The organism is Variovorax sp. GW821-FHT10D07 (assembly GCF_059415325.1).
In genome coordinates this window covers 138,443-160,782 of the sequence record NZ_JBWKMZ010000011.1, presented here as the reverse complement: position 1 = coordinate 160,782, position 22,340 = coordinate 138,443, and the positions used below count along the sequence as shown (strand labels likewise).

General features: G+C 67.7%; 21 protein-coding genes. 4 read left to right on the top strand and 17 right to left on the bottom strand.

Going from position 1 to position 22,340, the window contains the following annotated elements:
• Nucleotides 1–58: 58 nt before the first annotated feature.
• Nucleotides 59–754 carry a transposase gene (locus AC07PU_RS28400; RefSeq protein ID WP_495321733.1) on the bottom strand — a complete coding sequence of 232 codons (696 nt, stop codon included), beginning with the start codon at nucleotides 752–754 and terminating at the stop codon, nucleotides 59–61.
• An 84-nt stretch (nucleotides 755–838) separates the two neighbouring features.
• Here AC07PU_RS28400 and AC07PU_RS28395 point away from each other — a divergent pair, with 84 nt between their 5' ends.
• Nucleotides 839–1,546 (top strand): DUF1266 domain-containing protein, encoded by a 708-nt coding sequence (locus tag AC07PU_RS28395; protein ID WP_495321732.1) that lies wholly within the window; start codon nucleotides 839–841, stop codon nucleotides 1,544–1,546.
• A 26-nt stretch (nucleotides 1,547–1,572) separates the two neighbouring features.
• Here the strand turns inward: AC07PU_RS28395 and AC07PU_RS28390 are convergent, their stop codons facing one another.
• From AC07PU_RS28390 to AC07PU_RS28340, 11 genes are all read right to left on the bottom strand, one after another.
• Nucleotides 1,573–2,481, bottom strand: a complete 909-nt coding sequence (locus AC07PU_RS28390) for a class I SAM-dependent methyltransferase (protein ID WP_495321731.1) — start codon at nucleotides 2,479–2,481, stop codon at nucleotides 1,573–1,575.
• Nucleotides 2,478–3,053 (bottom strand): DUF1415 domain-containing protein, encoded by a 576-nt coding sequence (locus AC07PU_RS28385; RefSeq protein WP_495321730.1) that lies wholly within the window; start codon nucleotides 3,051–3,053, stop codon nucleotides 2,478–2,480. Before AC07PU_RS28385 ends, AC07PU_RS28390 begins: the two co-directional genes overlap by 4 nt.
• Nucleotides 3,050–4,315 (bottom strand): MFS transporter, encoded by a 1,266-nt coding sequence (locus AC07PU_RS28380; RefSeq protein WP_495321729.1) that lies wholly within the window; start codon nucleotides 4,313–4,315, stop codon nucleotides 3,050–3,052. The genes AC07PU_RS28385 and AC07PU_RS28380 overlap by 4 nt, the downstream gene beginning before the upstream one ends.
• Entirely contained in the window at nucleotides 4,312–5,463 is a 1,152-nt protein-coding gene (locus AC07PU_RS28375; protein ID WP_431511767.1) for a deoxyguanosinetriphosphate triphosphohydrolase, read from the bottom strand. The genes AC07PU_RS28380 and AC07PU_RS28375 overlap by 4 nt, the downstream gene beginning before the upstream one ends.
• A gap of 35 nt (nucleotides 5,464–5,498) precedes the next feature.
• Nucleotides 5,499–6,620 (bottom strand): 3-dehydroquinate synthase, encoded by a 1,122-nt coding sequence (gene aroB, locus AC07PU_RS28370; RefSeq protein ID WP_495321728.1) that lies wholly within the window; start codon nucleotides 6,618–6,620, stop codon nucleotides 5,499–5,501.
• 95 nt (nucleotides 6,621–6,715) lie between these two features.
• A complete protein-coding gene (locus AC07PU_RS28365) occupies nucleotides 6,716–7,279 on the bottom strand; it encodes a shikimate kinase (protein WP_093352010.1) in 564 nt (187 codons plus the stop codon).
• 23 nt (nucleotides 7,280–7,302) lie between these two features.
• Nucleotides 7,303–9,450 carry a type IV pilus secretin PilQ gene (locus AC07PU_RS28360; RefSeq protein WP_495321727.1) on the bottom strand — a complete coding sequence of 716 codons (2,148 nt, stop codon included), beginning with the start codon at nucleotides 9,448–9,450 and terminating at the stop codon, nucleotides 7,303–7,305.
• Nucleotides 9,447–9,989: a pilus assembly protein PilP gene (locus tag AC07PU_RS28355; protein ID WP_495321726.1), complete on the bottom strand. Its 543-nt coding sequence runs from the start codon at nucleotides 9,987–9,989 to the stop codon at nucleotides 9,447–9,449. The genes AC07PU_RS28360 and AC07PU_RS28355 overlap by 4 nt, the downstream gene beginning before the upstream one ends.
• A complete protein-coding gene (locus AC07PU_RS28350; protein ID WP_495321725.1) occupies nucleotides 9,986–10,666 on the bottom strand; it encodes a type IV pilus inner membrane component PilO in 681 nt (226 codons plus the stop codon). The genes AC07PU_RS28355 and AC07PU_RS28350 overlap by 4 nt, the downstream gene beginning before the upstream one ends.
• 6 nt (nucleotides 10,667–10,672) lie before the next feature.
• Entirely contained in the window at nucleotides 10,673–11,296 is a 624-nt protein-coding gene (locus AC07PU_RS28345; RefSeq protein ID WP_495321724.1) for a PilN domain-containing protein, read from the bottom strand.
• Nucleotides 11,293–12,372, bottom strand: coding sequence for a pilus assembly protein PilM (locus AC07PU_RS28340; RefSeq protein WP_208509128.1), 1,080 nt, complete (start codon nucleotides 12,370–12,372; stop codon nucleotides 11,293–11,295). The genes AC07PU_RS28345 and AC07PU_RS28340 overlap by 4 nt, the downstream gene beginning before the upstream one ends.
• Nucleotides 12,373–12,610: 238 nt before the next feature.
• Here AC07PU_RS28340 and AC07PU_RS28335 point away from each other — a divergent pair, with 238 nt between their 5' ends.
• A complete protein-coding gene (locus AC07PU_RS28335) occupies nucleotides 12,611–15,034 on the top strand; it encodes a penicillin-binding protein 1A (RefSeq protein WP_495321723.1) in 2,424 nt (807 codons plus the stop codon).
• Nucleotides 15,035–15,059: 25 nt separating this feature from the next.
• Here the strand turns inward: AC07PU_RS28335 and cyaY are convergent, their stop codons facing one another.
• Complete coding sequence (gene cyaY, locus AC07PU_RS28330; protein WP_093352029.1) at nucleotides 15,060–15,392, bottom strand: iron donor protein CyaY; 333 nt, start codon at nucleotides 15,390–15,392, stop codon at nucleotides 15,060–15,062.
• Between the two features lie 63 nt (nucleotides 15,393–15,455).
• On the opposite strand from cyaY, the gene lptM reads away from it, so the two are divergent.
• The gene (gene lptM, locus AC07PU_RS28325) at nucleotides 15,456–15,671 is read left to right on the top strand and encodes an LPS translocon maturation chaperone LptM (protein ID WP_495321722.1); all 216 of its coding nucleotides are present in this window, start codon (nucleotides 15,456–15,458) and stop codon (nucleotides 15,669–15,671) included.
• Complete coding sequence (gene lysA, locus AC07PU_RS28320) at nucleotides 15,668–16,951, top strand: diaminopimelate decarboxylase (RefSeq protein WP_495321721.1); 1,284 nt, start codon at nucleotides 15,668–15,670, stop codon at nucleotides 16,949–16,951. Before lptM ends, lysA begins: the two co-directional genes overlap by 4 nt.
• A 13-nt stretch (nucleotides 16,952–16,964) precedes the next feature.
• On the opposite strand, the gene msrQ is transcribed toward lysA, so the two are convergent.
• The 4 genes from msrQ to AC07PU_RS28300 form a co-directional block, all read right to left on the bottom strand.
• Nucleotides 16,965–17,615, bottom strand: coding sequence for a protein-methionine-sulfoxide reductase heme-binding subunit MsrQ (gene msrQ / locus AC07PU_RS28315; protein WP_495321720.1), 651 nt, complete (start codon nucleotides 17,613–17,615; stop codon nucleotides 16,965–16,967).
• Between the two features lie 46 nt (nucleotides 17,616–17,661).
• A complete protein-coding gene (gene msrP / locus AC07PU_RS28310) occupies nucleotides 17,662–18,675 on the bottom strand; it encodes a protein-methionine-sulfoxide reductase catalytic subunit MsrP (RefSeq protein ID WP_495321719.1) in 1,014 nt (337 codons plus the stop codon).
• A gap of 118 nt (nucleotides 18,676–18,793) precedes the next feature.
• Entirely contained in the window at nucleotides 18,794–20,110 is a 1,317-nt protein-coding gene (ccsB, locus tag AC07PU_RS28305; protein ID WP_093352042.1) for a c-type cytochrome biogenesis protein CcsB, read from the bottom strand.
• Nucleotides 20,107–22,284 carry a cytochrome c biogenesis protein ResB gene (locus AC07PU_RS28300; protein ID WP_490875299.1) on the bottom strand — a complete coding sequence of 726 codons (2,178 nt, stop codon included), beginning with the start codon at nucleotides 22,282–22,284 and terminating at the stop codon, nucleotides 20,107–20,109. Before AC07PU_RS28300 ends, ccsB begins: the two co-directional genes overlap by 4 nt.
• Nucleotides 22,285–22,340 lie beyond the last annotated feature (56 nt).

The following is a 22,340-nucleotide window of genomic DNA, read 5'->3' as shown; positions in this document are numbered from 1 at the left end:
CACATTAAATTAGATAGCGGAAGGCCGCGACTGGGCAGCGGTTTCCGCCCTTTTCAGTTCAGTTCTTGGCACCCGAAGGCGGCCGCCCAGCCTTGGCCGGCAGCACTCGGCGCTCGGTGTTCTTCTGCAACGCGTCCAGAAAATCCGCATCGCCGACCGCCCAGCCACGCAGCGTGGCTTCGGTCAGCGCCGACTGGTCGGCGGCCCGGACGCCCGCACGCACCAGTTCGACATACGCCGCCTCGCGCGCGAACGGGGTGTTGCCGAGCTCCCAGTACAGCGGATGGGGCGTGAGCAGCCGGTCGTGCCGCAGCCCCGCGTAGTGCGCATGGCTGGACCACGCGAAGTCGCGCGGATCGATCACCAGCCCCGCGCGCACCGGGTTGAGGTCGATGTAGGCCATGCAGGTCAGCAGGTAGCGCTCGGTCTGGATCAGGGTCGACCTGTAGCGCCCTTCCCACAGCGTGCCGCTGCGGCCATGGCGGTCGTTGAAATAGCGCACGTAGCTGCGCCCGACCGACTGCATGAGCTGCGGCAACCCGGTGACGCTGTCGGGCGTGGCCAACAGGTGGAAGTGGTTGTCCATCAGCACGTAGGCATGCACCGCGACGCCGAAGCGCGTGGCGTTGTCGGCCAGCAGGGCGAGCAGCTTCTCGTGGTCCGCACGGTCCACGAAGATCGGCTGGCGGTTGTTGCCGCGCTGGATCGCGTGGTGCGGCAGGCCGGCAAGGGTGAGACGGGGAAGGCGGGCCATGGGCCAGGAAGGGGTTGACGCGCGGGGCTTGTATCCTAAGCCGCCCGCCGAACCATTCCATCCTGGCGGGGGAGGAGCCATTCGATGTTCAAGTTCTTCAAGGAAATGCTCGATACGGTCAAGGAAGGCATGGCGGAGGGACGCGCCGAGCTGGCGCAGGAAACCGCCGAGCGCGAGGCCAAGGCGCAGCAGGATGGCGCGGCGCTCGAGGCCCGGCTCGCGGCCTCGTCGCGCTACGAGAACATGGCCGTGGCGCTGGCCGCGATCTACCGCGAGACCTTCGCACCCGAGCTCAAGGCCGCCAAGGAGGCGAACCGCAGCGCGGTGCACCTGCTGTGCGTGCCGATCCCCGACGAGGAAGTCGCGCCGTGGAAGAAGCTGCTGGCGCGCGACTTCGACGCGGGCGACGAGGCACAGGCACGCGAAGCCATCGCCGACACCCACGACGCGGCCGAGGCGATGGCCCGCAGCGCGGACGGCGAGCTGGCCGTGTGGATCGCCCGCTTCGCGCACCTCGCGACCGGCTCGGCGGCGGTCGGCTACCTGGAAGCGCGCGAAGCGCTGGACGCGCTCGAGCCGGCGGTGGCGCTGGCGATCGAGCGTTTCGACGGCTGGGAGCACTACGGCCGCAGCTTCCTCGAGGGCGAGCGCGATGCCGCGGGCAGCAACTTCATGGGCCGCAAGGTGCTGGCTTCGGTGACCGAACGGCTGCTGGAAGACGAGCGCAGCCCGTGGAAGACGCTGGACTGGCCCGCGCGCGACGCGCTGCCGGCGCTGCTCGCGTCGCGCTGACCCGACGCGGCGTTCGGCTCGCCTTCTCAGTCGAGCCGAAAGCGCGTATCGCCCAACGCATCGAGCCCGAACTGCGCCAGCAGTTCGCGCAACCGCGCGGCCGCGCTCGCCTTGCGCTGGCCGGTATGGCGCGCGAGGATCAGTTCGTTCTTCATGCTGTGCTCCCAGCCCACGAGCTCGGTCACGGTGACGCTGTAGCCGTTGGCCTCGAGGTACAGGCAGCGCAGCACGTTGGTGAGCTGGCTGCCGATCTCGCGCGTGTGCAGCGGATGGCGCCAGAGCTCGGCCAGCGGCGTGCGCGAGAGCGCCAGCGCCTTGGTCTCGCGCAGGCAGGCCGCCACCTCCGCCTGGCAGCAGGGCACCAGCACCATGCAGCGCGCCTTCTTCGCGAGGCCGAAGGCGATCGCGTCGTCGGTGGCGGTGTCGCAGGCATGCAGCGCGGTCACCACGTCGATCTGCGGTGGCAGCTCGCCCGCGGTGGCGGACTCGGCCACCGTCAGATTCAGAAAGGACATGCGGTCGAAGCCCAGCCGCTGCGCGAGTTCGCGCGACTTCTTGACCAGCTCGGCGCGCGTCTCGATGCCGTAGACCTGACCGCCCTGCCCCGCGCGGAAGAACAGGTCGTAGACGATGAAGCCCAGGTACGACTTGCCCGCGCCATGGTCGGCCAGCGTGGCGTTGGCACCGCCCTCGGGCAGCTCGCGCAGCAGCTGCTCGATGAACTGGAACAGGTGGTAGACCTGCTTGAGCTTGCGGCGCGAGTCCTGGTTGAGCCGGCCCTCGCGCGTGAGGATGTGCAGCTCCTTGAGCAGCTCGACCGACTGGCCCGGGCGCAAGGCCTCGGCGAGTTCGGCATCGGCCTTCGCCACCTTGGCGGTCTTGCCGCCCTTGGCGGGATGGTCGTCGCGGGTCTTCTTCGGTGCGTGGGTATTCATGTGGGGGTGCTCCCGGGGCCGACGTCGAGCGCGGCCCAGCCTTCGGGCCCGAGGGCCTCGAGGGTGTCGATGTTGCGGCCGAAGATCTCTTCGGCATCGGGAAAGGCTTCGACCGCGCGGTCCACGCTCTCTTCGCGCAGCAGGTGCAGCGTGGGATAGGGCGCGCGATTGGTCGCGTTGCCGATGTCGTCGGGCTCGGTGCCGCCGAACTGGAACCGTGGATGGAAGCTCGCGAGCTGCAGCACGCCGTCGAAGCCGGCCTTGGCGAGCCGGCGCTCGGCGCGCGCCGTGAAGTCGTTGAAATCGAGGAAGTCCGAAAGCGCGTTCGGCGCGATCAGCAAGGTGGTGTCGCGCTCGGCGGCATCGAGCGCGACCAGCTGCCGGGCTTCGGCCAGCAATGCGTCGAGCAGGTCGTCATGCTCGGCAGGCAGATGGGTGGCGTAGTGGACCTGGCCCTTGACGTGCACGGCCTTCGCGAACGGGCACAGGTTGAGGCCGATCACCGCGCGCTCGAGCCAGCGGCGCGTGTCGGCAACGGCCTGCTCGGCCGTGATGGAAGCATCGCCGCTCATGGCGTCGCCGCCTCCAGCGCCAGCCGCGCGCGACCGAGCCGGCGCGCGATCGCGATGCCGGTCAGCGAGCAGGCCAGCGTCGCGACCCAGGTCCAGTGCCATCCGCCGACGCGGTGCGCCACCCAGGCGACAGTCGGCGGCGCCAGGAACTGACCCAGCGACGAGGCCTGCTGCATCAGCCCGACGGTGGTCGACACGGTGGCCGGTCCGGGCGCGAAGCGCACGCCGAGCAGGAACAGCGTGGCCGGCACCATGCCGCCCGCGAGCGAGAAGGCGCAGACGGCCACGAAGCGCAGCGAGGCGGGCAGCCCGATGGCATCGGCGCCCGGTCCGCGCAGTTCCGCGAAGGCCGCGATGCCGCCCAGCGCCATGATCAGGAAGCCCCATTGCAGCAGCCGCTCGGGCGCGATGCCGCGCTGCAGCCAGCGCCCGCCCATGATGTTGCCGACGATGTTCATCGCCGCGGCCAGCGCCGTGAGCACCGCGTTCCAGCCAGCCGGCACGCCCGCGCCGGCATAGATCGCGGGCAGGAAGCCGATCACCGCCATCCACTGCGCCGAATAGACGGCGAAGCTCAGCGCCGTGAGCCAGGGCCCGCGCGCGCCGACGGTGGTGCGCAGGCGCGACCAGCCGCTCTCGGGCACGGTGGCGGCGATCGGCGCGCGTTGCCGGTCGGCCGGCACCGCGACGAACAGCCAGGCCGCCGCCACCGCCGACACCAGCGACAGCGCCCACCACCAGCCGGGCCAGCCATTCCAGCCGATCAGCACCGGGCCGAGCAAGAGGGCCAGCGCCACGCCGAACGGCATGTAGGCGCCCCAGAGCCCCAGCGCGGCCTTGTCGGCGCCCGCGGGCGTGAGGGCGCGGATCAGGCCAGGCCCCGGCATCACCGCCAGCAGGAAGCCGATGCCCTCGATGGCGCGCAGCACCAGCAGCCAGGGCACGGCCTGCTCTGCGGGCAGGTGGCTGCCGACCGCGCCGCCCGCGAGGCTGGCCAGGGTCAGCACGGCCAGTCCGCCGAGCATGCTGCGGCGCAGGCCGATGGTGTCGGCCGCCAGGCCCGCGAGCAGGCCCAGCGTCATGCTCGCGACCTGGACCAGCGAGAGCAGGAAGCCGGCCTCGACCAGGCCGATGCCCAGCGAGGCCTGCAGCGCCGGCACCGCGGGCGGCAGCTTGCCCAGGTGCAGCGCGGCGCTGACGCCCGCGACCACGACCGCGAAGGCGGCCGCGGGGATGCGCGGGCGCGCGCCGGGCGATGTCATGCCGTCGGCCCGTCGGCGCGCGCAATGCCGCGCCGGCCAGTCAGCCGCTCGTGCTCGCGCATCGCGAAGCGGTCGGTCATGCCCGCGATGTAGTCGGCCACGGCACGCGGGCGGTCCGCGCGCTCGGCGAAAGACTCGGGCATCTCGGCGCCGCGCTCGAGGTAGGCATCGAACAGTTCGCGCACCACCTCGCGCGCCTGGTCGGTGGTCTGCACCACCTGCGGATGGCGGTAGAGGTTGCGGAACAGGAAGCGCTGCAGCGTCTCCGACTGCGCGCGCATGCCCTCGCTGAACGCGACCACCGGCGGCGCGCGGCGCACCGCGTCGGCGTCGCCGGGCGCAAGCGCCTCGAGCGTGGCGCGGGTGGCGTCGATCACGTCGTAGACCTGGGCGCTGAGCATGCGGCGGATGGTCTCGTAGAGGACGCGGCGACCGCTGAGCGCCGGGTATTCGGCCAGCGCTTCGCGCCGGTAGCGCTCGAACAGCTCGACCTCAGCCAGCTGCTCGACGGCGATCAGGCCGGAGCGCACGCCGTCGTCGATGTCGTGGGCGTTGTAGGCGATCGCATCGGCCAGGTTGCACAGCTGCGCCTCGAGGCCGGGCTGGGTGCGATCGATGAAGCGGCGCGCCACGCCGCCGGGCTCGGCCGCCTCGAGCTTTTCGGCATTGGCGCGCGAGCAATGCTTGAGGATGCCTTCGCGCGTCTCGAAGCTGAGATTGAGGCCGTCGTACTGCGGATAGCGATGCTCGAGCGCATCGACCACGCGCAGGCTCTGCAGGTTGTGCTCGAAGCCGCCGTGCTCGGCCATGCAGGCATTGAGCGCGTCCTGCCCCGCATGGCCGAAGGGCGTGTGGCCCAGGTCATGAGCCAGCGCGACCGCCTCGACCAGGTCCTCGTTGAGCCGCAGTGCGCGCGCAATGGAGCGGCCGAGCTGCGCCACCTCGAGCGAATGCGTGAGCCGCGTGCGGAACAGGTCGCCCTCGTGGTTGAGGAACACCTGCGTCTTGTAGACCAGCCGCCGGAACGCCGTCGAATGCACGATGCGGTCGCGGTCGCGCTGGAAGGCGTCGCGCGTGGGCGCGGGCGGCTCGGGATGGCGGCGGCCGCGTGAACGCGCGGGATGAGAGGCGTAATGCGCGAGGCTCATGAATCCGCGGGGGCGATGCCGGCCATCGGAATGGGTCAGGCCGCCGCGCAGGACTGCGCGAGCACCTCACGCACCAGCGCGTCGGGCGCGCCGCGCATGATCGCGGAGCCGGGCTTGTCGATCACCACGAAGCGGATCTCGCCGGCCTCGGATTTCTTGTCGACGCGCATCAGCTCGAGGTAGCGGTCGGCGCCGAGGTCAGGACCGACCGTGGGCAGGCCGGCGCGTTGGATCAGACGGGTCAGGCGCTCGACGAAGGCCGCGTCCACGCCACCGAGGCGCTGCGACAGCCGCGCCGCCATCACCATGCCGCAGCCCACGGCCTCGCCATGCAGCCACTCGCCATAGCCCAGGCCCGATTCGATCGCATGGCCGAAGGTGTGGCCGAAATTGAGGATGGCGCGCAGGCCGGTCTCGCGCTCGTCCTGGCCGACCACCAGCGCCTTGATCTCGCAACTGCGCCTGACTGCATGCGCGAGCGCGGCGGGATCGCGCGCCACCAGGGCTTCGATGTTGGCTTCGATCCAGTCGAGAAAGGCCATGTCGTGGATCGGCCCGTACTTGATGACCTCGGCCAGGCCGGCACTGAGTTCGCGCGGCGGCAGGGTCTGCAGGGTGCCGAGGTCGCAGACCACCAGCTGCGGCTGGTAGAACGCGCCGATCATGTTCTTGCCCAGCGGATGGTTGATAGCCGTCTTGCCGCCGACGGAGGAATCGACCTGCGCCAGCAAGGTGGTCGGCACCTGGACGAAGGGCACGCCGCGCATGTAGCTGGCGGCCGCGAAGCCGGTCATGTCGCCGACCACGCCACCGCCGAGCGCGAACAGCACGGTCTTGCGGTCGCTGCCGTGGCCGAGCAGCGCGTCGAAGATCAGGTTCAGGGTCTCGAGGTTCTTGTAGACCTCGCCATCGGGCAGCTCGAGCAGATGCACCTGCCGGAACCGGCCGGCCAGCGCCTGGCGAAGTGCCTGGGCGTAGAGCGGCGCGACCGTGGTGTTGCTGACGATCAGCGCGCTGGCCGCCTGCGGCACGATGCCGTAGGTATGGGGATCGTCGAACAGGCCGGCGCCGATGAGGATGGGATAGCTGCGATCGCCGAGCGGGATGTCGACGCGTTCGAGGGGGGGCGAGGAAGCGGAAGCGGCAGGCGATGGCATGGCGGGAGTTTAGGCGGTGCGGCGCCCAGGGGCCGGAGCGCCGGCGCCAAGCGCCTTGGCGCGCGAGGGTCGATCCGTGCCCGGCCCGGGCCTCTCTAGCCCGAGGACGGGGGCGGCTCGGGGCCCTCGGGATGCGCACCGGGCGGAACGATGCCGGCCAGCTCGAGCTGCATCACGATGATGTTCACGAGTGTCGCGACCGTGGGACGGCCGGTGTCGACCACGTCATGGGCGGTCTCGCGGTAGAAGGGGTCGCGCGCGTCGTGCAGCTCGCGCAGCCGGCCCAGCGGATCGGCCACCTGCAGCAGCGGACGCTTGACGTCATGGCGCAAGCGCCGGAACAGGTCCTCGGGCGAGGACCGCAGGTAGATCACGTGGAAATGGCCGCGCAGCTGCTGCCGGTTGGCCTCGCGCAGCACCGCGCCGCCCCCGGTGGCCAGCACGCCATGCGCGCCGGCCGCCAGCTCGGCGATCACCTGCTGCTCGAGGTCTCGGAAGGCGGCTTCGCCTTCGCGCTCGAAGTAATCGCGGATCGAGCAGCCGATGCGCTGCTCGATCTCGTGGTCGGTGTCGACGAAGGGAAGATCGAGCCGAAGCCCCAGCCGCCGGCCCACCGCGGACTTTCCGGCGCCGGGCAATCCGACGAGTGCGACGGCCACGCCGTGGCTGCTACGCCCGCGCGTCAGCGCGCGGCGTTGCGGTCGGTAATCATCTTCGGGGTGATAAAGACGAGCATTTCGGTCTTGTTCGCAATGCGAGTGCGTGTGCGGAACAGCGCCCCCAGATAGGGCACTTCACCCAGCACCGGCACGCGCGACTCGTCATTGGATTCGTTGAGCTCGAAGATACCACCGATGACGACCGTGCCGCCGTTTTCGACCAGCACCTCGGTCTGGACATGCTTGGTGTTGATGGCCGGGCCGGCGGTGGTGTTGATGCCCCGCGCGTCCTTGCTCACATCCAGCGTGAGGATGATGTTGCCTTCGGGCGTGATCTGCGGCGTGACTTCGAGCTTGAGCACCGCCTTGCGGAACGAGATCGAGGTGGCGCCGCTCGAGGTCGCCTGCTGGTAGGGGATTTCCTCGCCCTGCTCGATCAGGGCCTTGGTCTGGTCGGCCGTGATGACGCGGGGGCTGGACACCAGCTTGCCCTTGCCGTCGGCTTCGAGTGCCGATATCTCGAGGTTCAGCATACGGGAGAAGCTGGAATTGAAGAGCGAGATCGCGAAGGTGCCGGCGGCGACGCCGTTGCCGGTGGGATCCGACGCAGGCATGTTGACGAAGTTCGAGTTGGTCCAGGTGGTGGTGCCCGTACTTCCGCTGCCATTGGTCCCTTGGGTTACGACCGGCATCGCACCAAAGTTGCCGAAGGCCCGATTGCCGTTGGCAGAAGCCACGCGCTCGCCCGCAATACCTCCCCCCAGGCGCGCGCCCAGCGACTTGCCGAATGTGTCGGTCGCTTCAACGATACGGGCCTCGATCAACACCTGCCGCACCGGCACGTCCAGCTTCTGGATCAGTTCGGCCACCTGGTTCAGACGAGAGGGGATGTCCGACACGAACAACTGATTGGTGCGCGCTTCCGCGATCACGCTGCCGCGCGGGCTCAAGATGCGCGTGGCCGTGCCGGCACTACCACCACCCGCTGACGAGCCAGTTCCCGTCAACCCTTGGGCAATGGCAATCGCCTTCGTATAGTTCAGCTGGAACGACTGCGTCCGCAGCGGTTCGAGATTCTCGATCGCGGCCTTTGCCTCGAACTCGAGCTTTTCCTTGGCATTGATCTCGTCCTTCGGTGCAATCCACAGCACGCTGCCGTTCTTGCGCATGCCGAGGTTCTTGGCCTGCATGATGATGTCGAGTGCCTGGTCCCAGGGCACGTCCTTCAACCGCAGGGTCAGCGCACCGGTCACCGAATCGGAGGTCACGATGTTGAAGTTCGTGAAATCGGCGATCACCTGCAGCAGCGAGCGAATCTCGATGTTCTGGAAGTTGAGCGAAAGCTTCTCGCCCGTGTAGCCCACGCCCTGCGTCAGCTTGGTCGGATCGACCTTGCGCGCACGGACCTCCACCACGAACTGGTTCTCGCTCTGGTAAGCGCTGTGCTCCCAATCGCCCTTGGACTCGATCGTCATGCGGACGCGGTCGCCGGCCTGCTGGGCCGTGATCGACTGCACCGGCGTATTGAAGTCGGCGACGTCGAGGCGACGGCGCAGTCCCTCGGGCAGCGTGGACTTGGTGAACTCCGCCACCAGGGTTTTGCCTTGCTGTCGCAGATCGACACCCACCTGGTTGTTGGCCAGATCGATGATGACGCGGCCTGTATTGTCAGCTCCCATGCGGAAATCGATGTCACGCAACGGCAGCATGTCGCGGTTTCGGTTCTCGGCGAAGGTCCCCGAAGCAGACGCCGCAAGCGCGACGCCGGCCACGGGCTCGAGCATCACGAGCAACGACTTGCCCTGAATCTCGGTCTTGTATGCCGTGGCCTGCTTGAGGTTGAGCACCACGCGGCTGCGTTCACCAGCCTGCACCACATTGACCGAGCGCAGATTGCCTTGATTCATCTCGATCGCTGAACGCCCGATGGCATTCGTGACACCGGGGAAATCAAGTGCGATGCGCGCTGGCGTCTGGACCGCAAAACCCGTGGGCACCGTGGCCAAAGGTTGCGCCAGGTCGATCCGGATCACCTCCGCACCGGACTGCATCGAACTCGTCACGGCCTCGATGGCGTTTTGCGCATGGGCCATGGCAAACATGCCACATGCCAGCAGTCCGAGCGCGGCGCTTCGCAGCCGCTGCGCCATCTTCGATTTTTGTAGATTCATTTCGCACTCTCTTGCAACTGCAGCGATGCTGCGCGTTCGATCCATTCACCGGCCGCGTCCTGCACGATTTCCCGCAGGGCGACTTCGCTTTCGTTGATCCGGGTGATGCGGCCATAGTTGAGGCCCAGGTATTCGCCGACGCGCACCTTGTAGAGCAGCTTGTCGACCTTCACCAGAGCCACCGGCTGGCTGTTGCGGTTCATGGTGCCAACCATGGCCATCGAATCGAGCGGGAAGGCCTCGAGGGCCTCCTTGCGCCGCGCCAACTCGGGCGCGATCAGATCGGAACTGCCCTGCTGGTTCGATTCGCGGCGCAGCGCCTGCGTGAGCTTCAGCTTGTTGAAGGGCTCGAACGACGACGCTTCCGTGTAGGCCTGCGGCGTGAACCGCTTCGGCTCGGCGATCGGCGTGATACTGGGCCTGACCTGGGCGCGCTGCTCCACCATCCAGCGCTGGAGGTCTTCCTGCTCGGAGTTGCCACAACCGCTCAGGCCGATCGCGGCGGGCAGCAGCCACAACAGATGAATGGCCGTCTTCATTTCTTCTTGCCCTTCGGGGCCGCGACACGCTTCTGGGCCAGGCGCTCCTCCTCGTCGAGATAGCGATAGGTACGCGCGGTCGCATCCATCGTCAGCACGTCCTTGTCTTTCTGTGGCGTCACGCTCAGGTTGTTCAACGTGACGATGCGAGAGAGGCTCGCGATGTCGGCCGCGAAGGCCCCCATGTCGTGATAGCGGCCCGTCACGCGTACTGCGATCGGCAACTCGGCGTAATAGTCTTTGACCACGACCTGCCCCGGACGGAACAACTCGAACTGCAGGCTGCGGCCGAGTCCGGCCTGATTGATGTCCGACAATAGTGCATCCATCTCGGCCTTGCTCGGCAACTGCTTCTCGAGCAGCGTGACGTACTGCTGCACCTGTTCGCGCTGCTTCTTCAGCAGGTCGAGGTTGGCGGCCTGCGCCACCTTCTTTTGGTAGTCGGTCCGCAGCGCGATTTCCTTGCTGCGCTCCGATTCGAGCTCGTCGTTCGAATTCGTGAGCCAGACGAACCACAAAGCCACGACCACGACGACGCTCAGGCCCAGGCACAGCGCATAGCGCGGCACCGGCGGCCAGTTCGCGGGGTCGTTGAGGTTCAGTCCACGGAACTGATCGCCGAAGCGGCGCATCGCAGCGCCGACGTCGACTTTGGGGGAGGAGCGTTTGCTTGCCATGATCGCCTAGCCCTTGGACTGCGCCGCGGTGGCCAATGCCTTGTCGGCCGCCTTCTGGGCGTCGGTCGGACGCTTGAGGCCGATGCGCATGGTGAAGTTCGCCACGCGCCGCTGGTCGCGCTGGTTCGAACTCAAGCTCACGGTGGCGGAAGTGATTTCGACCAGCTCCGGCTTCACGAGCCAGGGGCTGTTGTTGCCGAGATTGCGCAGCAGTTCGGACACGCGTTCGTTCGACTGCGCCATGCCCTGCAGCGTGACGGTCTGGTTGTCCTGCTTCATGTTCGATAGATAGACGCCATCGGGCAGTTGCCGCACCAGCTCGTTGAGCAGATGCACCGGCAGGTTGCGGTCGCCCTGCAGGTCTTCGACGGCCTGCTGGCGCGCGCGCAGCGCCGCGATTTCCTCCTGCAAGGTCGAGATCTCCTTGATCTCGACCTCGAGCTTCTTGATCTCGCCCTGCAGGAAGCGGTTCTTCGATTGCTGGGCCGAGATCTGGGCCTCGAACCAGAGGTAGCCCAGGCAGGCGATCAGGCCACCGAGCAGCGCGGCGGCGGCCAGGGTGCCGAAGAAGGCCTCGCGCCGGCGCTTGCGCGCGGCCTCGCGGTGAGGGAGCAGATTGATCAGGATCACTGCAGGAACCTCCGCATGGCCAGACCGCAGGAGGTCAGGTAGGAAGGCGCTTCGCGCCGGACCTTCTTCTCGCGGATGTTCGAACCGAGCTCCATGCCGTCGAAGGGATTCACGAGCGAGCAGGCGAAGGAGGTCTGCCGCGTCACCGCATTGCTCAGTCCCGGCAGCGAGGCCGACCCGCCGGCCAGCATCACGTAGTCGACGCGGTTGTGCGGCGTGCTGGTGAAGAAGAACTGCAGCGCGCGCGCGATTTCCTGGGCGATGCTCTCGACGAAGGGCTTGAGGACGCCCGCACCGTAGTCGTCGGGCAGATCGCCGCTGCGCTTCTTGGCCTCGGCCTCCTCGGCCGAGAAGCCGTACTGGCGCACGATCATTTGGGTCAGTTGGGCACCGCCGAAGGCCTGGTCGCGGTCGTACAGCACTTCCTGGTTGCGCAGCACCTGCATGCTGGTGGTGAAGGCACCGACCTCGAACAGGGCGACGATCGCATCCTGGCCCTTGCTCGGCAGTTGCTCGATCAGGCGCGCGGTGGCGAGGCGCGAGGCGTAGGACTCGACGTCCAGGATCATGGCCTTGAGGCCCGCCGCTTCGGCCAGGCCTTCGCGATCCTGCACCTTTTCCTTGCGCGACGCGGCGATCAGCACTTCGACGTCGCCCGCCGAGCTCAGGCTCGGCCCGGTCACGCAGAAATCGAGGCTCACTTCGTCCAGCGAGAACGGAATGTATTGATTTGCTTCCGATTCGACCTGGATTTCGAGCTCCTGCTCGCTCATCCCGCCCGGAAGAATGATCTTCTTGGTGATCACCGCCGACGGCGGCAGCGCCAGCGCGACATTGCGCGTGCGCGTGCCGCTCTTGCGCACCACGCGGCGCACGGCCTCGGCGACTTCGTCGAACTTCTCGACGTTGCCATCGGTGATCCAGCCCCGCTCCAGGGGCTCGATGGCGCAGCGTTCCAGGATCAGCTTGCCGCTGGCTTCACGGCCGAGCTCGACCAGCTTGACGCTGGACGAACTGACATCCAGCCCGAGCAGGGGGGCGTTCTGACGACGAAACAACGTTCCAAGAGCAGCCAAGTTCTGTCCCTCTTCCCCTGCATTTGTAACCAATAGAAAAATATGCGTTCGGTTGCATGCTAGCAGCACGCTCCAAGGCATCCAAGCGAGGGATCGGGGCGGAATGGTCGAACGTTGTCAAAACCTGACGTTAAAGCCTCGTTCTGTAACTTTCGATTTAGGACTGGGCGCCCGAGGAAACATCCGGGCCCGCTCAGGGGGTGGCTTTTTATAATGCGCGGTGACTCTCGGGCCCTCCATGCAAGAAAACACACGGCCAACGCCAAATCCCAAGCGCCCAGCCAAGACTCCCCCCACCTCCACCCGACCCGCCTGGCTCAAATGGCTGCTGCGTTTCGTGTTCTGGGGGCTGGGCATCGCCGCGGCCGGCGTGCTGTCGGTGATCTGCGTGGTCGCGGTAGCGCTGGCGGTCGCCTATCCGAACCTGCCCGACATCTCCGAGCTCTCCGACTACCGGCCCAAGCTGCCGCTGCGGGTGTTCTCGGCCGAAGGCATCCTGATCGGTGAATTCGGCGAGGAACGCCGCAACCTGACGCCGATCTCCGCCATCCCCAAGGTGGTGAAGGACGCCGTGCTGGCGGCCGAGGACACCCGCTTCTACGACCACGGCGGCGTCGACTACAAGGGCATGATCCGCGCCGGCCTCGCGAACATGAACCGCGTGAAGAGCCAGGGTGCCTCCACCATCACCATGCAGGTGGCACGCAACGTCTACCTGAGCTCCGAGAAGACGCTGACGCGCAAGATCTACGAGGTGCTGCTGACCTTCAAGCTCGAGCACCTGCTGAGCAAGGACCAGATCTTCGAGATCTACCTGAACCAAATCTACCTCGGCAACCGAGCCTACGGCTTCGCCGCCGCCTCCGAGGCCTATTTCGGCAAGCCGCTGTCCGAGCTCACGATCGCCCAGGCCGCGATGCTGGCCGGCCTGCCCAAGGCCCCCGGCGCGAACAACCCGGTGAACAACCCGCAGCGCGCGCGCGGCCGGCAGTTCTACGTGATCGACCGCATGCAGGACGCCGGCTTCATCACCGCCGAGCAGGCCGCGGCCGCCAAGAAGGAAGAGCTGCACCTGCGCGATGCCGCCGATCCGAACCGGCTGCATGCCGAGTACGTGGCCGAGACCGTGCGCCAGCTCATGTATGCGCAGTACGGCGACAGCACCTACACGCGCGGCCTCAAGGTCTACACCTCGCTCGTGGCGGCCGACCAGGCCGCTGCCTACAAGGCGCTGCGCAAGGGCATCATGGATTACGAGCGCCGCCAGATCTATCGCGGCCCCGAGAAGTTCGTCGAGCTGCCGAACGATGCCAAGGACCTCGACGAAGCCGTCGACGACGCGCTCAGCGACCATCCCGACAACGGCGACGTGATGGCCGCCGTGGTGCTCAAGGCCACGGCCAAGCAGATCGACGCGGTGCGCGGCAACGGCGACGCGGTGCAGATCACGGGCGAAGGCCTCAAGCCCGCGCAATCGGGCCTTTCCGACAAGGCACCGCCCAACATCAAGATCCGTCGCGGCGCGGTGATCCGGGTGGTCAAGACGCCCAAGAACACCTGGGAGATCACCCAGCTGCCCGAGGTCGAAGGCGCCTTCGTCGCCATGGACCCGCGCGACGGCGCGATCAAGGCGCTGGTCGGGGGCTTCGATTTCGGCAAGAACAAGTTCAACCACGTCACGCAAGCCTGGCGCCAGCCGGGCTCGAGCTTCAAGCCCTTCATCTACTCGGCCGCGCTCGAGAAGGGCTTCACGCCCGCCACCGTGATCAACGACGGCCCGCTGTTCTTCGATGCCGGCACCACCGGTGGCCAGCCCTGGGAGCCCAAGAACTACGGCGGCGGCTACGACGGTCCGATGTCGATGCGCACCGCGCTGATGAAGTCGAAGAACCTGGTCTCGATCCGCATCCTGCAGTCGATCGGCACGCGCTACGCGCAGGACTGGATCACCAACTTCGGCTTCGAGCGCGAGAAGCACCCGGCCTACCTGCCGATGGCGCTCGGCGCGGGCTCGGTCACGCCGATGCAGATGGCGGTCGGCTATTCGGTGTTCGCCAACGGCGGCTACCGCGTCAATCCCTACCTCGTGACGCGCATCACCGACCACAAGGACAAGCTGCTGGTCGACAAGCAGCCGCCGCTGCTCAACGAGGCGCTGCGCGCCATTCCGCAGCGCAACGCCTTCATCATGGACAGCCTGCTGCAGTCGGTGGCGCGCGCCGGCACCGCGGCCAAGGCCCAGGCGATGCTCAAGCGGCCCGACCTCTACGGCAAGACCGGTACCACCAACGATTCGCTCGACGCCTGGTTCGCGGGCTTCCAGCCCACCATGACCGCGATCTCGTGGATCGGCTACGACACGCCGCGCAACCTAGGCGACCGCGAAACCGGCGGCGGCCTGAGCCTGCCGATCTGGATCAACTTCATGGAAACCGCCATCAAGGGCGCACCGGTCACCGACCTCTCGACCGCGCCGCCTTCCGGCGTGGTGAACGTGGGCGGCGAGTGGTACTACGACGACTACGCGCCGGGCCGCGGCGTGGCCAGCCTGGGTGTCGACACGACACCGGCGGCGCCGGCCGAATCGCTGAGCGGCGCGCCGGTGAGCCCGCCGGCACCGCCCGAGGAGCGCAGCCGCATCCTCGACCTGTTCCGCAACTGATGCCGCGTCGGCCGAGTCGCGGGCCTCAGCCCGCGGTGAAGCTCAGCGGCTGCCCCGCCTGCAGGGTCGCCTCGCGCGACAGATTGCCGAAGAACTCTTCCGCGCTCTTGGTGTCGACCCAGGCCTGGCCGTCGAAGCGGTAGTGGTAGCCACCCGAGCGCGCCGCCAGCCAGATCTCCTGCAGCGGCTTCTGCAGGTTCACGATCAGCTGGCTGCCGTTGGGAAACGAAATCGTGATCATGCCGCCTACGCGCTGGTTGTCGATGTCGGCGTCCGTGGCGTCGTTCAGGCGGTCGCAGCTTTGCTCGATCGCCGCCAGCGCGGCTTCGGCGCGGTCCATGTATTCGGAGTCCGTCATTACAATTTCGTTATGTTGAATGTCCACCAAATTCTAGTGAGCGCCCGCGGCCGCACTGCGCTCATGGTCTGCCTCGCCGCCGCCACCCTCGGCCTGGCCGCCTGCGGACAACGCGGCGCGCTCTACCTGCCGACCGATCCGGCCGCCTCGCAGCGCGCCACGCTGCCCGATCTGCTGACGCCCAGCATGCCCGGCGGCAACAGCGATGCCACTCCCTCTTCCAGCGCCGGCCAGGCCGCGCCGAAGCCCGCCACCGCCAGCAGCGGAGCCGCCCGATGAGCACCCTTCCCCTGCCCGGCCATCCCCATATCGCGCAGCGCGACGGCGCGCTCCAGGTCGAAGGCGTGTCGCTCGACGCGCTCGCGCGCGAGCACGGCACGCCACTGTTCGTCTATTCGAAGCAGTGGATGCTCGACGCGCTGGCGGCCTACCAGCGCGGCTTCGAGGGCCGCGATGCGCTGATCTGCTATGCGATGAAGGCCAACTCCTCGCTCGGCGTGCTGCGCGTGTTCGCCGAGGCCGGTTGCGGCTTCGACATCGTCTCGGGCGGCGAACTGGCGCGCGTGCTCGCGGTCGGCGCCGATCCGAAGAAGATCATCTTCTCGGGCGTCGGCAAGACCCGCGCCGAGATGCGGCAGGCGCTCGCGGCCGGCATCGCCTGCTTCAACGTCGAGAGCGAGGCCGAGCTCGACGTGCTCAACGAGGTGGCGCTGGCCGAGAAGGCGCGCGCGCCGATCAGCATCCGCATCAATCCCAACGTCGACCCCAAGACGCACCCCTACATCTCCACCGGCCTCAAGGGCAACAAGTTCGGCATCGCGCACGATCGCGCGGTGCAGGCCTACCGCCATGCGGCCAGCCTGCCGGGCCTCGAAGTGGTCGGCATCGACTGCCACATCGGCTCGCAGATCACCGAGGCCTCGCCCTACTTCGATGCCTTCGAGCGCGTGCTCGACCTGGTGGTGGCGATCGAGGCCGCGGGCATCCCCATCCATCACCTGGACTTCGGTGGCGGCCTGGGCATCGACTACAACGGCGAGACGCCACCGCAGGCCGATGCGCTGTGGCAGCAGCTGCTCGCGCGGCTCGACGCGCGCGGCTTCGGCCAGCGCAAGCTGGTCATCGAGCCGGGCCGCTCGCTGGTCGGCAATGCCGGCGTGTGCCTGACCGAGGTGCTCTACACCAAGCCCGGCGAGGACAAGAACTTCTGCATCGTCGATGCGGCCATGAACGACCTGCCGCGTCCCGCGATGTACCAGGCCTTCCATCGCATCGTGCCGGTGCGCGAGCGCGCTGGCACGGCCACCAGCTACGACGTGGTGGGCCCGGTCTGCGAGAGCGGCGACTGGATCGGCCGCGACCGCGAACTCAACGTGGTGGCCGGCGACCTGCTGGGCGTGCTCTCGGCCGGTGCCTACTGCATGAGCATGGCGAGCAACTACAACACCCGCGCACGCGCGGCCGAGGTGCTCGTGAGCGGCGCGGCGGCCACGCTGATCCGCCGGCGCGAAACCATCGAGGACCAGCTGCAGGCCGAGCTGCAGGCCGCCAAGGGCTGAGCGGGGACCGCGGCTAGTTCGACGGCCGCGCCCGCGTGCCGGCCCGCGCCGCCGGCACGCCCGCCTTGCGGGCGCTCATCCATCGCCAGAGCCGCCACGCCAGCAGCACGCCGATGATCGCCGCGTAGACGAACACCTCGGCGAAGTTGTTCTTGCCCGCGCGCATCCAGAAGAAATGCAGCAGCCCGAGCCCCGCGATCAGGTAGACCAGCTTGTGCAGCAGCTGCCAGCGCTTCGCGCCCATGGCCTTGATCGCGCGATTGAACGAGGTCAGCGCCAGCGGGGTCAGCAGCACGAAGGCCGAGAAACCTACGAGGATGAACGGCCGTTTCGCGATGTCCTTCGCGATCTCGCCCCAGTCGAGCCCCATGTCGAACCACGCGTAGCACAGCAGGTGCAGCACCACGTAGAAGTAGGCGTACAGGCCCAGCATGCGCCGAAAGCGCGCGAGACCGTTCCACTTCGTCGTCACGCGCAGCGGCGTGACCGCCAGCACGATGCACAGGAAGCGCAAGGTCCAGTCGCCGGTCGCGCGGATCAGGTACTCCTGGGGATTGGGGCCCAGCTGGTCAACCACCACGCCGTAGGCCAGCCACGCGAAGGGCAGCAGGCACAGCAGGAAGACGACGGGCTTGGCGGCGGGATGCAGCAGCAGCTTGTTCATGGCGTTCGGGTCGCGCCCCCGCGGGTTGCAGGGGTGCGCGCCCGCCTCAGTAGTTCTTCTTCAGGTCCATCCCCGCATAGAGCTGGCCGACCTGCGCTTCGTAGCCGTTGAACAGCAGCGTCTTGTTGCGCTTGGCGAACAGGCCGCCGCCGTCGCCGATGCGGCGCTCGGTCGCCTGGCTCCAGCGCGGATGGTCGACGTTCGGGTTCACGTTCGAATAGAAGCCGTACTCCTGCGCCGCCGCCTTGTTCCAGGCGGTGCTCGGCTCCTTCTCGACGAAGCGGATCTTCACGATCGACTTGGCCGACTTGAAGCCGTACTTCCATGGCACCACGAGCCGCACCGGCGCGCCGTTCTGGTTCGGCAGCATCTCGCCGTACATGCCGAAGGCCAGCAGCGTGAGCGGATGCATCGCCTCGTCCATGCGCAGGCCCTCGGTGTAGGGCCAGTCGAGCACGCGCGAGCCGACGAAGGGCATGGTCTTGGGATCGGCCAGGGTCACGAACTCGATGAACTTGGCATTGCCCTGCGGCTCGACCTTCTTGATGAGCTCGGCCAGCGAATAGCCGACCCACGGGATCACCATCGACCAGCCCTCGACGCAGCGCAGCCGGTAGATGCGCTCTTCCTGCGCGCTGAGCTTGAGCAGGTCCTCGATCGCGTACTTGCCGGGCTTCTTCACCAGCCCCTCGACCTCGACGGTCCAGGGCCGGGTCTTGAGCGTGCCGGCGTTCTTGACCGGATCGCCCTTGTCGGTGCCGAACTCGTAGTAGTTGTTGTAGCTGGTCGCGTCCTTGTAGTCGGTGAGCTTTTCCATCGTCTGCGCACCGGGCACCGCGGACTTCGCGCCTGGCAGCGCTTCCAGCTTGTTCGGCCGCGCCGTCTGGGCCAGCGCCTCGCGGCCCGCGAAGGACGCCAGCGCGGCACCGGCGGCACCGCCGGCCATCAGCTTGAGCAGGTCGCGCCGGCCTTCGTAGAGGGCGCGCGGCGTGATCTCGCTGGACAGCGGATGGATGAAACCGCTGGAGCTGCGGCGCGACGGACGGGAATGGAACGACATGACGGGCCTTTCGCTGGAATCGTTGTACTCGGAAGGTAATTCGTGGCTACCCCCGATTCGGTTACGCGCACGCGGGGCGTGCGGTTTCAATTCTTCGCGAAAGGCGGCCAGCGCGCGCCTACAGCGTGCCGTAGCTGTGCAGGCCGCTCAGGAACATGTTGACGCCCAGGAAGGCGAAGGTCGTGACCGCCAGCCCCGCGAGCGCCCACCAGGCCGCCACGGTGCCGCGCAGGCCCTTGACCAGGCGCATGTGCAGCCAGGCCGCGTAGTTGAGCCAGACGATCAGCGCCCAGGTCTCCTTCGGGTCCCAGCTCCAGTAGCCGCCCCAGGCATCGGCGGCCCACAGCGCGCCCAGCACGGTGGCGATGGTGAAGAAGGCGAAGCCGACCGCGATCGACTTGTACATCACGTCGTCGAGCACCTCGTTGGCCGGCAGGCGCGCCGCGATGCGCTTGCGCCCCAGCAGGATGCCGGCCGCGATCAGCGCCGAGATCGCCGCATAGGCCACCCAGTAGCTGCCGCCGGCTTCCTGCACGCGCTGGCGGAACGCCACCGGCACGAAGCACAGCGCCATGCCCAGCAGCCAGATCGGCGTGAGCTTGTACCAGCGGGTCTCGCTCGCCTGTTCCTTCACCAGGTAGGCGAAGGCCACCATGGCCGCGAGCGAGAAGGTGCCGTAGCCGATGAAGTTGGCGGGCACATGCAGCTTCATCCACCAGCTCTGCAGCGCGGGCACCAGCGGCTGGATCTCGTGCGCCTGGCGCACCAGCGTGTACCAGAGCAGGAAGCCGACCGCCGCGCTCACCACCAGCATCACGAAGGCGCCGAGCGCGCGCGTGCGGTAGTGCTCTTCGTAGTAGAGATAGAACGCGGCCGTGAGCCAGCAGAACAGCACGAACACCTCGTAGAGGTTGCTCACCGGGATGTGGCCGATGTCGGGGCCGAGCTGGTGGCTTTCGTACCAGCGCACCATGGTGCCGATCAGCGCCATGGTGATGGCGGCCCAGGCCAGCCGCGAACCGATCGCCTCGAGCGCATCGCCCTGCTTGCCGCCGAAGAAGCCCAGCCAGTAGAACAGCGTGCTCATGAAGAACAGCACGCTCATCCAGAGGATGGCCGACTGGCTCGAGAGGAAGTACTTGAGCCAGAACACGGTGTCGGCCCGCGCCAGGTCGCCCTGGTAGGACGCGATGGCCAGCAGCGAGGCCGCCGCGACCACGATCGCCAGCACCCGCAGCGGGCGCCAGAACCAGCCCATGGCGATCACGCAGATCAGCGCACCCACCAGGATCGGCTTCTCGTAGGAGTCCATCGAGCCCGCGTGGCGTGCGAAGGCGAACAGGCCGCCCGCGAGCACCAGCGCCGCGAACACCCAGTCGAACAGGTTGCGCCGCGAGAGCCAGCTTTCGTTGAGCGTGAGGGTGGTGGTGTTCATGGTGAGGCTGGCTCTTCTTTCTTCAGGGCGAGCAGCTTGTGCTTCAGATGCTCGAACTCCCGATCGCTGTCGATGGTCTTGCGATTGACCGAGAACGCCATCGTCGCGGCGGTCTCGGTGGTGTTGTCTCCGGCGGCGCCGGCGGGTGTCAGCCACACCCAGAGCCGACGCTCGCGCACGTACAGCATGGCAAAAATCCCGACGATCAGCAACAGACAGCCCAGATAGACGACGTTCTTGCCAGGGGCGCGCGCCACCTGGAACACGCTGGCCTGCACCTGGGTGAAGTCGGTCATCATCATCGCGACCGGGGCCGGGTAGAAGTGGGCGTCGCTCAGCGCGATCACCGCCTGCGTGAGGAAGGCCTGCGACTTCTCGTCGCCCGGCAGGGCCGCGAGGCCCGCGCCTTCGCGGCTGAGGTTCAGCACCTCGTACAGCACGTCGTTGAGGATGCGCACCAGCACCGCGCCCGCGCGCTCGCGCTCGGCCTCGGGCACGTTGCTCTCCATGAATTCGGCGATCGCCTGCCAGCCGCCCGCGGAGGCAGCGGCATCGGCGCGCGCGGGCTCGCTGCCCGCGAACAGCGCGAGCGCGCGCGTGGCCGACACCCGCAGCTGGTCGGCCATCTCGGGGCGCTGTGGATCGCTGGCCTTGGCGATGTAGCGCTCGATGGCACGCGCGCGCATCGCCGGGTCCTCGAGCGTGGCGCGCATGCGCACGAAACCGTCCATCGAGCCCTGCTCGTCGGCCGGCACGCGCAGGTAACGGAACGGTTCCTCGGGCTTCTCGCGCATGCCCAGCAGGAACACCGGCTGGCCGTCGCCGGTGTCGACCGGCACCATGTAGTTCTGGTACTCGCGCGCTTGGCCGGCCGCGTCGCGCAGCTTGTAGCCGATGCTCGGGCCGATGTTGCGCAGCACCTTGGGCTTGTTGGTCTTGTTGGCCGCGCCCAGGCGCGACTCGATGTCGTGGCGCAGGTCGACCTTGCGCACGTCGGCACCGCTGCCCATGGCGCCGCCGTCGGCGAAGTTCTCGACGTTGATCACGCGCAGCGCGGCGAACTCCAGCGTGAGCTTCTCCTTGCCGTTGGTGATCTCGCTGCTCGGGCCGCCGATCACGCCCTCGACCTCGAAGGGCTTGGCCGCGGCCGCCATCGGCACCGCCTTGAGCTTCACCGTCGAGCCGCCGTCGTCGAAGCTCGACTGGTAGATCTCTACGCCCTTGTAGCTGGCCGGATGGTTGACCTCGATGCGCGCGGGCACCTGCGCGCCGGTCTCGCGGTCGTGCAGCACCACCTCGCTCGCGAACAGCTTGGGCATGCCGGTCGAGTAGTAGTCGACGATGAACTTCTTGAGCTCGATCGAGAACGGCAGCTCCTGCAGCAGCACGCCGTCGGCCTGGTTGAGGATCGCCACGCTGCCCTGCCCGCCCTCGGGCACCAGGATGTTGCCGCGGAAGGTCGGATTGCTGGCCGACAGCCGGTGCTGTGGCGGCACGTCGGCGATCATGCCGCCGCCGGTGAACACGCTCTTGCCGTTGAACCAGGTCTGCGCGCGCACCACGAGGTCGCCGTCGAGCAGGCCGCCGATGCACACCAGCACGATGGCGCTGTGCGCCGCGATGTAGCCGAGCTTGTGCGCCCCGCCGGCACGCGCGGCGACCATCCAGCCGGCCGGCGTCTTGCCGTCGCCCGTGGCCTCGCGCTGCTGCAGCTTGACCTTCCAGCCGCCGCTCACGAGCAGTTGGCCGATGCGGTTGGCCGCCATGTCGGGCGTTTCGCCGAGCTGCGTCTGCGCGCGCTGGCCGAAGGCCTTGAGGCTCTGGGTGCGGATGTCTTCCTTGAAGGTGCGCAGCTCGACCACGATGCGCGGCGTGTTGCGCACGATGCACAGCGTGGTGCTGATCACCAGGAACAGCAGGATCAGCAGGAACCACCAGGCGCTGTAGATCGAGTCGAGCCGCGCGGCGCGGAACACCTCGGCCCAGAACGGCCCGAACTGGTTGATGTAGTTGTTGATCGGCTCGTGCTGCTTGAGCACCGTGCCGATGATCGAGGCGATACAGATGATCGTGAGCAGCGCGATCGCGAAGCGCATCGACGACAGCAGTTCCACCGCCGCGCGAACCGCTTGCGGGCCGCGATGGACGCGAAGGCCGTGAGTGGAGACTGACATCGATTGCTAGAGAAGAGCGAAGAAAAGGCGTCCGGAAGAAGCGAAACGCAAAAGGG